Raw genomic sequence first — 9,563 nt, 5'->3', positions numbered from 1 at the left:
CCGACCTCTTCTGCTCACGATCGGCGGTCTGCCGCACCGTCGACGGACTGGAGGCGCGGTGCGGGGCCGCCCCGCGCCTCCTGGCCGGTGGGACCCGCGTCAGCCCAGCGGGACGGGCGCGGTGATCGGGCCGGTGGTCGGCGATGACGACCGGAGCGACGCACGGCGGGTGCTGCGGCGCTCGGCGCCGTAGCTCACCATCGTCATGAGGACACCGAGCAGCGCCAGCACGATGCCGAGCCACCCCGGCGCCTTGAAGCCGAACCCGGCAGCGATGACCGCGCCGCCCAGGGCCGCACCGATCGAGTTGCCGATGTTGAACGCCGAGTGGTTGAGCGCCGCCGCGATGGTCCGTGCGTCTCCGGCGACGTCCATCAGGCGGGACTGCACGGCCGGCGGGATCGCGGACGAGGTCGCACCGAGCAGGAACGCCCCGAGGAACACCCCCCACACCCACTGCGCGGTGAGGACGGTGACGAGCAGGGCGCCGATCAGCGCGAACATGCCGACGTAGATCGTGCGCTTGACGCTGTGGTCGGCCAGGTGCCCGCCGAGCACGCCACCGATGACCATGCCGATGCCGACGACCACGAGGACGAGCGGCACGAACGACTCCGACAGCCCCGTGACGTTCTGCACGAGCGGCGAGATGTACGAGTAGACCGCGAAGAAACCGCCGAAGCCGACGGCTCCGAGGCCCATGACCATCCAGACCTGCGGCACGCGGAACGCCCTGAGCTCGCGGCCGATCGTCGCGTGCTCGTCACGGGCGCTGCGCGGCACGAAGGCCCACACCGCGAGGAACGTCAGGGCGAACAGGACGGCGACGACGCCGTACGCGATGCGCCAGCTGGCGACCTGCCCGACCCAGGTGATCGCCGGGACGCCCACGACGTTCGCGACCGACAGGCCGAGCAGCACCATCGCGATGCCCTTGCCGCGCTTGCCCGGACCCATGATGTCGCCCGCCACGATCGACGCGATGCCGAAGTACGCACCGTGCGGGAGCCCCGCGACGAACCGCGCCACGAGCACGAGGCCGAACGACGGCAGGATCGCGCTCGCGACCGTCGCCAGGACGAACCCGACGAGCAGCACGAGGATCAGGCCCTTGCGCGGGAACTTCGCCGACATCGCCGCGATCGTGGGGGCACCGACGACGACACCGAGGGCGTACGCGCTCACGAGCCAGCCGGCGTGCGCGATCCCGGCGTCCGGGTCGAGGCCGTACTGGCGCGGCAGGAGCGCCTCGGCGATGTTCGGCAGGAGCCCCATCGCGACGAACTCGGTCGAACCGATGGCGAACCCGCCGAGGGCGAGGGCGATGAGCGCGAGTGCGCGACGCGCAGGCGTGAGCTGGGACATGGTGCCTGTTTCGGGACGGGAGGAGCGGGACGGGTTCCGGACGTCGACTCGCGTGAGTCGGCTGGGACCGTCGGTGCGCGTGGCCGCCGCACCGTGCCTCCGTGCCGTCGACGTCGCTGACGATGCGACCGGGAACGGGCGGAGGGTGGTCCTGGTTCAGCGGCGAACGTGGACGGCCGGCCACCGAAAGCGACCGGTCTCAGCAGTGTAGACCGCTCCAAAGGCCGAACGGAAGTCGCCCGGCCGAATCGATTCGACCCGCGTCAGGCGGCGCGACGCTCCGGCTCCGCGTGGGCCGCGACGACGAGCCCCGGGAGTTCGTCACGGTGGACCCACCCGGCGCCGCACTCGGTGCAGCTCGCCCAGGCGGTGTCGCCGTGTTCATCCGAGTCGATGACGACCGTCCGCAGGTCGCAGTCGGGGCACCAGCCGTCGTGCATCATCACGTGCTCCTCGTCGTCGTGCGGACGCGTTCCGTCCGACACCGACAGGACACACCCGACCACCGACATCCGTGGGAGGTGCTCGGCGTGTCGCTCAGTCGTCGAGCGCAGCCTCGAGCCGCTCGAGCTTGCCGTCGATCTCGCCGGTGTGCCCCGGGCGGATGTCGGCCTTGAGCACGAGGGACACCCGCGTGCCGTACGCCCCGACGGCCTCAGTGGCGCGCTTGACGACGTCCATGACCTCGTCCCACTCCCCCTCGACCTCGGTGAACATCGACGAGGTGCGGTTCGGCAACCCGCTCTCGCGGACGATCCGCACGGCGGCCGCGACGGCGTCGTGCACGGACCCGTCCGAGCTCGCGGAGGGACCACCGGACGGGGCGACGGAGAACGCGACGATCATGCGTCCATCCTGCCCCCTGCCGGGACGACCGGCACAGCGGTGGCACGGGCCCGCACGCCGAGCCGGACGATCGCGACGACGCTCCAGACCAGCACCGCGACCTCGAGCGCGTTCCGGAGCGTGAGGACCACGAGCACCCAGGGCTGCACGGTGAGCACCTGGTCGTAGAACCCGGGGTAGATCACCTGCGTCAACAGCGCCATCGGGATCGCAGCGACGGCGACGGGCAGGAAGCGCCGGGCGCTCGGACGACCGGCGACGAGCCCCCACACGATCGGCACGGCCAACCACCCGATGTACTGCGGCGACCCGACCTTGTTCGCGGCGACCAGCGCGGCCACCAGGAGCAGTGCCAGCAGCGGCGCGGCCTCGGCCCGGTGCGCGCCGCGGTGCACGGCCCAGAGCGCGAGCAGCACCCCACCGACGACGACCACGGCCATGAGCGGCGTCGACACCGCGGCTGCCGCGTGCGTCCCGGCGCCGGACACCTCGAACGTCAGGATCTGCTGGTCGTAGTAGACCGCGGCACCGGGGAAGCCGAGCGCCGCCGCCCACATGAAGGGGGTCGCGAGGGGCGCCTCGATCTGCAGCGCACGGCCGCTCTGCTGCCCCACGAACGAGAACAGGTGCGCCGCTCCCCCGTAGAGGACGTCGACGAGGACGATGAGCGCCGTCAGCACGAGCGCACCGACGAGCACCCCGCGGCGGTGTCCACGGCGGAGCAGCAGGAGGACGCCCACGAGCGCCGCGGGCCAGACCTTCGTCCACGCGCCGGCGGTGAACAGCGCCGAGGCGACGGCCGGCCGCGACGCGACGAAGGCGACCCCGACCAGGGCGAGGACGGTCGCGACGGTGTCGATGCGCCCGAGGCCGATCGGCCCGAGGGCGAGCAGGAAGGCGAGCCACCACCACACGACGCGCACGCCGAGCCCACGGAAGCGCCACAGGAACGCGCACGCGACGGCGTCGAGCACGACCATGAGCACGAGCCACCCGGTGCCGATCGACGTCACGCCCGCGACGGCGGCAGCGGCCATCGGGACGATCGCGAGGATCGGGTACACCCAGTCCTCGTCGATCCCGACCCAGAACCCGGACGCGTGCCCGGTCTCGATCCAGCGCCGGTAGGTGATCGTGACGTCGCCGAGCGGCAGGTTCGCCGACACGGAGGTCAGCCACCAGAGGACCGCGTGCACGGCGGCGAACGCCACGACGAACGCCGCGACCTCGGGCCACCGCGAACGCCACCGCGAACGCCACACCGTCCTCTGCACCGGACGAGCGTAGCGGCACGCCCGTCACAGGTTCCCCCGAGCATGACGTGTCACCGTTCCCCTCGTGACCTCCGACACCCCGCGCACGCGCCGCAGAGCCGTCATCTGGATCGCGGTCGTCGCCGCGGTCGTCGTCATCGGCGTCGTCGCCGCGATCGTCGGCACGAACCTCTACACGAGCAGCGAGAACGCCAAGGCCTCCGCCGCGCCGAGCGTCGCCGCGAGCCGCGCCCCGTCGACGCTCGACGCCGCGGACCTGTCCGGCGCGTGGACGGTCGGCGGGGACTCCGAGGCCGGGTACCGCGTCCACGAGGTCCTGAACGGCTCGGACGTCACCGTCACCGGGCGCACCGACAGCGTCACCGGCAGCGCGACCGTCGACGGCACCGCGATCACGAAGGCGACCATCACCGTGCAGGTCGCCGACATCGCCACGGACTCGGCCCAGCGCGACTCGTACTTCCGCGACTCGGCGCTCGACACGTCGGCGTTCCCCACCGCGACCTTCACGCTCACCGAGCCGATCGCGGACGCGGTCCCGTCCGGCTCCGGCACGACGAAGGTCGAGGCCACCGGGGACCTCACGCTGCACGGCGTCACGAAGTCGGTCGCCGCGACGCTCGAGGTCGGGCTGAACGGCGACGGCGTCGACGTCTCCGGCTCGATCCCGATCACCTTCTCGGACTTCGGCGTGCAGGCCCCGAGCCTCGGCTTCGTGCAGGTCGACGACGCGGGTGCGGTCGAGTTCCTCGTGCACGCGACCCCCGCGAGCTGACGCGCACGACGCGCGTCACGCCCCGGACGTGACCACCTGACGGCCAGGAGGCGCGGTGCCGGCCCGCACCGCGCCTCCCGTCCGTCGCCGCTCGCGGCTACCCCCGCGCGTCGCCCTCGACGACGAGGTCGCGCACCACGCCCGCCAGCTGCTCGACCAGTGCCGCCATGGTGAACGGCCCACCCCCGGACGCCCGTCGCGCCGCGATCCCGTGCACCACCGCAGCCGAGGCGGCCAGGTGCGCCAGGTCGGACGGCGACAGCGACGACCCGGACGCCTCCGCCGCACCCTGCCGAGCCGCCACGAGCGCCCCGAGCACCCCGCCGAGGACGTCACCGGCACCGGCGGCCGCGAGCCACGGTGTCGCCGACGAGGCCACGAGCCGCACCGACCCGTCGGGTGTCGCGACGTGCGTGGCGGACCCCTTCAGGAGCACGACGCTCCCGGTCTGCGCGGCGGCACGGAGCGCGGCCGCGGCCGGGTCCTGCTCGATGGCCTCCCGCGACTCGTGCAGGACGTTGGCGAGCTCCCCCGCGTGCGGCGTCAGCACCGCGAGGGGCCCCAGCTCGACGAGCGGGATCGCCCCGGCGTCGACCACCACGGGGACCCCGTCGTCCGAGGCGTGCCGGAACCCCTCCGCCGTCACGTCGTCCAGGTCGTCGAGCGAGCCCGCCGAGATCCCGGAGCCGACGAGCCACGCCTGCACCCGTCCGACCCCGGCGACGACCTCGGGACGCCGCGCGAGCACGTGGTCCGACGCGCGGGACGGTCCGGCGTACCGGACCATCCCGACGCCGGTGTGCACGGCGGCGTCGACGCCCAGCACGGCGGCACCCGGGTACTGGTCGGAGCCGGTCGCGACGCCGAGGACACCCCGCCGGTACTTGGTGGAGTCGCCGTGCGGGGCGGTGGTCCAGGCGGCGGCGTCGGTCGGGGCGAAGGGGACGAAGTCGTTCACGAGACGCCACGTTACGGTGGAGCGCATGAGCCTGTTCCTGCCCGGTCGTGTGGTGGTCTTCGACTACGGCGAGGTGATCAGCCGGACGCCGCACGCGTCGCGGGACGCCCTCGTCGCGGCGACCGGGGTGCCGGCGGACGAGCTCTTCCCCGTCTACCAGGAGCTCCGGCACGACCTGGACCGCGGCGACCTCTCCGTCGTGGACTACTGGCGGTCGATCGCCGAGCGCACCGGCCGGACGTGGCGCATCACCGACATCCACCGGTTCTGGGCGATCGACTTCACCGGCTGGTTCGAGGTCGAGCCGGAGACCCTCGCGATCGTCGAGGAGCTGCACGACGCCGGCACCCGGGTCGCCCTGCTGTCGAACGCCGGGTTCGACTTCGGTGACCCGTACCGCCGGTCCCCGATGGGCTCCCTGTTCGAGACCGTCGTGGTGAGCGCCGAGGAGCACGTCCTGAAGCCGGACGCCTCGATCTACCTGGACACGTGCGCGCGCCTGGGAATCGACACCGCGCAGATGGTGTTCGTCGACAACAGGGCCGAGAACGCCGCCGGCGCGGAAGCGATCGGGGCGGTCGGCCACCACTACACGTCGCCCGCCGGACTCCGCGCGTTCCTGCAGGAGCTCGCGACCGGGGCGACCGCCGAGAAGGAGCCCGCGTGACGCACGCCCTGTTCGAACCGATCACCATCCGCGACCTGACCGTCCGCAACCGCATCTGGGTCTCCCCGATGTGCCAGTACTCGGTCGAGGCGCAGGACGGCGTGCCGACGCCGTGGCACCTCGTGCACCTCGGCGGCTTCGCCAAGGGCGGTGCCGGCGCGGTCGTGGTCGAGGCCACGGGCGTCGTGCCGGAGGGGCGGATCAGCCCGCAGGACCTCGGGCTGTGGAACGACGAGCAGCGCGACGCGTTCCGCCCGATCGTCGACTTCATCCACTCGCAGGGCGCCGCCGCGGGCGTCCAGCTCGCGCACGCCGGCCGCAAGGCGTCGACGTTCCGCCCGTGGGAGTCGACGCACGGCTCCGTGCCGGCGGACCAGGGCGGCTGGAACACCGTGGCACCGTCCGCGGTCGCCTTCGACGGGTACGCCGAGCCGCGCGAGCTCGCCACCGAGGACATCCGCGTGGTGGCCCTGGCGTTCGCCGCTGCCGCTCGACGCTCGGTCGAGGCCGGCTTCGACCTCGTCGAGATCCACGCCGCGCACGGCTACCTGCTGCACCAGTTCCTGTCGCCGTTGAGCAACCACCGGACCGACTCGTACGGCGGCTCACTCGAGAACCGCGCCCGCGCCCTGCTCGAGGTACTGGACGCCGTCCGTGCAGAGGTCGGCGCGGGCTTCCCGGTCGTCGTCCGCTTCTCGGCGACCGACTGGGTCGAAGGCGGCCTGACGCTCGAGGAGACCACGCAGGTCGCGCGCTGGGCCGCCGAGCACGGTGCCGACCTCGCCGACGTCTCGACCGGTGGCAACGTCGCGAGCGCCCCGATCCCGGTCGGCCCGGGTTACCAGGTGCCCTTCGCCGACGCGATCAAGCGCGACGCCGGCATCGGCACGATCGCGGTCGGCATGATCTCGGAGGCGTTCCAGGCCGAGCAGATCGTGGCGACCGGCCAGGCGGACGTCGTCATGGTGGGCCGCGAGTTCCTGCGCGACCCGGGCTTCCCGCTCCGCGCCGCCGTCGAGCTCGGCGTCTCCGTGGACTACGAGCCGCAGCAGTACCACCGCGCGCGTGTGACGGCGTAGGCCGTTCTGTACGTTCTCTCGGCTTGGCAGCGTGCCAGGCAGTACGATTGCCTCACTGTGGACGATCCCCCGAACAGTTCTTCGCCTCACTCATCCGCCGCTCACTCGGTGAGCTGCACTGCCTCGCGCCCTGCGGGAGGTGAATCATGAGTCCGATCGACATCGTCATGCTGATCGGCGGCATCCTGCTGACACTCGGCACCGGTGTCTTCGTCGCGTCCGAGTTCGCGCTGGTCAACCTCGACCGCGCCGACGTCGAGGCCCGGCGAGACCGCGGTGAGACCGGCCTCGCACCCGTCATCGGTGCGTTGAAGGTCACCTCGACGCACCTCTCCAGCGCGCAGCTCGGCATCACGCTGACGACCCTGCTCACCGGCTACCTGCTCGAGCCGTCGATCGCGAAGCTGCTCGAAGCGCCGTTCCTCGCGATGCGGCTGCCCGAGGCGATCGTCGAGACCGTCGGCTCGATCGTGGCGCTCGTCATCGCGACCCTGCTGTCGATGATCCTCGGCGAGCTCGTGCCGAAGAACTTCGCGCTCGCGCTCCCCCTGCAGACCGCGAAGCTCGTCGTGCCGCTGCAGATCGCGTTCACCACGGTGTTCAAGCCGGCCGTCGCGGTGCTGAACGGCACCGCCAACGCCGTGCTCCGGGCGATGGGCATCGAGCCGCAAGAGGAACTGTCCGGTGCGCGCAGCGCCGAGGAGCTCACCTCGCTGCTGCGTCGGTCCGCGTCCGAGGGCTCCCTCGAACAGGACACCGCGACGCTGCTCGAACGGACGATCTCGTTCTCCGAACTGAGCGCCAGCGACGTGATGACCCCGCGCCCCCGGCTCTCCACGATCCGCGTGTCCGAGTCCGCCGACGACGTCATCGCGCTCGCCCGGAAGACCGGGTTCAGCCGCTTCCCCGTCATCGAGGAGGACGCGGACGACGTCGTCGGCATCGTGCACGTGAAGCAGGCCGTCGCCGTGCCCCGCGAGAAGCGCCCCGAGGTCCCCGTCGGCGCCCTCATGACCGACGCCGAGCGCGTCCCCGAGACCATGCCCGGCGACACGCTGCTCGCCGAGGTCCGCGGTCGCGGCTACCAGATGGTGATCGTCGTCGACGAGTACGGCGGCACCGCGGGGGTCGTGACGCTCGAGGACCTCATCGAGGAGATCGTCGGCGAGGTGTCCGACGAGCACGACCGTGCACGGATCGACGTCGTCCGGTCGCGCAACTGGCTGACGTTCCCGGGGCTCCTCCGCCCGGACGAGCTCGAGGACCGCGCTGGTGTGAAGGTCCCCGAGGACGGCCCGTACGAGACCGTCGGCGGGTTCATCATGTCTACCCTCGGGCGGCTCCCGGCCGTCGGTGACGAGGTGCCGCTCGAGGACGGCGTGTTCCGCGTCGAACGCCTCGACGGGCGCCGCATCGACCGGATCCGCTGGACGCCCACGCCGCCGGAGACCCCGGCGACCGGCATCATCATCCCGGCCACGAAGGCCACGGCCTCGAAGGCCACTGCGAAGGGCGGCACCCGATGAGCTCCGACTGGTGGGGCATCTTCTGGCTCGTCGTCCTCCTGATGGGCAACGCCTACTTCGTCGCGGCCGAGTTCGCCGTCATCTCCGCACGCCGCTCCCAGATCGAGCCGCGCGCGGAAGAGGGCTCGCGCGCCGCACAGATGACGCTCTGGGCGATGGAGCACGCCACCCGCATGCTCGCCACCACCCAGCTCGGCATCACGGTGTGCTCGCTGCTCATCCTCAACGTCTCCGAGCCGGCGATCCACCACCTGCTCGAGGTCCCGCTGCACCTCACGGGCTGGAGCGTCGAGGTCATCGGCGTCGTGGCGTTCGTGTTCACGCTGCTGCTCGTGTCGTTCCTGCACGTGGTGTTCGGCGAGATGGTCCCGAAGAACATCTCGTTCTCGATGCCCGACCGTGCGGCGCTCCTCCTCGTGCCGACGCTCTGGTACATCGGCCACGGCCTGCACTGGGTGGTCGTCGGCCTGAACGAGGTCGCGAACGCCGTGCTCCGGCTCTTCCGGGTCGAGCCGAAGGACGAAGCCGTGAGCGCGTTCACCGTCGAGGAGGTCCAGACCATCGTCGAGCAGTCCCGCCGCGAGGGCACCCTCACCGACGACGGCAAGCTCGCCCTGGCGTTCGAGTTCACCGAGAAGAAGGTCAAGGACGTCGCCGTGCCGATGGCCGAGCTCGTCACCCTCCCCGAGGACGCCACCCCGGGTGACGTCGAGCGGGCCGTGGCCCAGCGCGGGTTCTCGCGGTACGTGCTCGTGGCCGAGGACGGCTCCCCCACGGGCTACGTGCACGTGAAGGACGTCATCGACCTCCGACCGGACGAGTACGACGACCCGGTGCCGCCGAAGCGGATCCGGCAGCTCATCTCGCTGTACACGGAGATGGACCTCGAGGACGCCCTGGCGACCATGCGCGCCGCCGGTCGTCACGTGGCGCGGGCGTTCGACGCCGAGGGCCGGACGCTCGGTGTGCTCTTCCTCGAGGACATCCTCGAGGAGCTCGTGGGCACCGTCGAGGACGCGACCCGCCGGCGGTAGACGCGCGCACCTGCAGACAGGAGGCGCGGTGCCAGCCGG

The 9,563-nt window shown here is 72.0% G+C and carries 10 protein-coding genes; 5 read left to right on the top strand and 5 right to left on the bottom strand.

Features of this window, described 5'->3' with window-relative positions; genetic code table 11:
- Positions 1–99: 99 nt before the first annotated feature.
- The 4 genes from BIV03_RS14460 to BIV03_RS14445 form a co-directional block, all read right to left on the bottom strand.
- Complete coding sequence (locus BIV03_RS14460) at positions 100–1,365, bottom strand: MFS transporter (RefSeq protein WP_071296180.1); 1,266 nt, start codon at positions 1,363–1,365, stop codon at positions 100–102.
- A gap of 263 nt (positions 1,366–1,628) precedes the next feature.
- The gene (locus tag BIV03_RS14455) at positions 1,629–1,808 is read right to left on the bottom strand and encodes a hypothetical protein (RefSeq protein ID WP_139199272.1); all 180 of its coding nucleotides are present in this window, start codon (positions 1,806–1,808) and stop codon (positions 1,629–1,631) included.
- 94 nt (positions 1,809–1,902) lie between these two features.
- On the bottom strand, positions 1,903–2,211 hold the full coding sequence (locus BIV03_RS14450; protein ID WP_070416362.1) for a thiamine-binding protein: 309 nt from the start codon (positions 2,209–2,211) through the stop codon (positions 1,903–1,905).
- Entirely contained in the window at positions 2,208–3,485 is a 1,278-nt protein-coding gene (locus tag BIV03_RS14445; protein WP_139201995.1) for a glycosyltransferase 87 family protein, read from the bottom strand. The genes BIV03_RS14450 and BIV03_RS14445 overlap by 4 nt, the downstream gene beginning before the upstream one ends.
- Positions 3,486–3,549: 64 nt before the next feature.
- On the opposite strand from BIV03_RS14445, the gene BIV03_RS14440 reads away from it, so the two are divergent.
- A complete protein-coding gene (locus tag BIV03_RS14440) occupies positions 3,550–4,260 on the top strand; it encodes a YceI family protein (RefSeq protein ID WP_083403459.1) in 711 nt (236 codons plus the stop codon).
- A 97-nt stretch (positions 4,261–4,357) separates the two neighbouring features.
- On the opposite strand, the gene BIV03_RS14435 is transcribed toward BIV03_RS14440, so the two are convergent.
- Positions 4,358–5,245, bottom strand: a complete 888-nt coding sequence (locus tag BIV03_RS14435) for an ADP/ATP-dependent (S)-NAD(P)H-hydrate dehydratase (protein WP_139201994.1) — start codon at positions 5,243–5,245, stop codon at positions 4,358–4,360.
- On the opposite strand from BIV03_RS14435, the gene BIV03_RS14430 reads away from it, so the two are divergent.
- The 4 genes from BIV03_RS14430 (at position 5,244) to BIV03_RS14415 (ending at position 9,524) form a co-directional block, all read left to right on the top strand.
- Positions 5,244–5,885: an HAD family phosphatase gene (locus BIV03_RS14430; protein WP_071296342.1), complete on the top strand. Its 642-nt coding sequence runs from the start codon at positions 5,244–5,246 to the stop codon at positions 5,883–5,885. The genes BIV03_RS14435 and BIV03_RS14430 overlap by 2 nt on opposite strands.
- The gene (locus tag BIV03_RS14425) at positions 5,882–6,964 is read left to right on the top strand and encodes an NADH:flavin oxidoreductase/NADH oxidase (protein WP_070416365.1); all 1,083 of its coding nucleotides are present in this window, start codon (positions 5,882–5,884) and stop codon (positions 6,962–6,964) included. Before BIV03_RS14430 ends, BIV03_RS14425 begins: the two co-directional genes overlap by 4 nt.
- 146 nt (positions 6,965–7,110) lie before the next feature.
- Positions 7,111–8,490, top strand: a complete 1,380-nt coding sequence (locus BIV03_RS14420; protein ID WP_071296177.1) for a hemolysin family protein — start codon at positions 7,111–7,113, stop codon at positions 8,488–8,490.
- Positions 8,487–9,524 (top strand): hemolysin family protein, encoded by a 1,038-nt coding sequence (locus BIV03_RS14415; protein WP_070416367.1) that lies wholly within the window; start codon positions 8,487–8,489, stop codon positions 9,522–9,524. Before BIV03_RS14420 ends, BIV03_RS14415 begins: the two co-directional genes overlap by 4 nt.
- Positions 9,525–9,563 lie beyond the last annotated feature (39 nt).

The organism is Curtobacterium sp. MCBA15_016, from assembly GCF_001865105.1.
GTDB lineage: Bacteria > Actinomycetota > Actinomycetes > Actinomycetales > Microbacteriaceae > Curtobacterium.
This window is presented reverse-complemented; position numbering and strand designations above follow the sequence as displayed.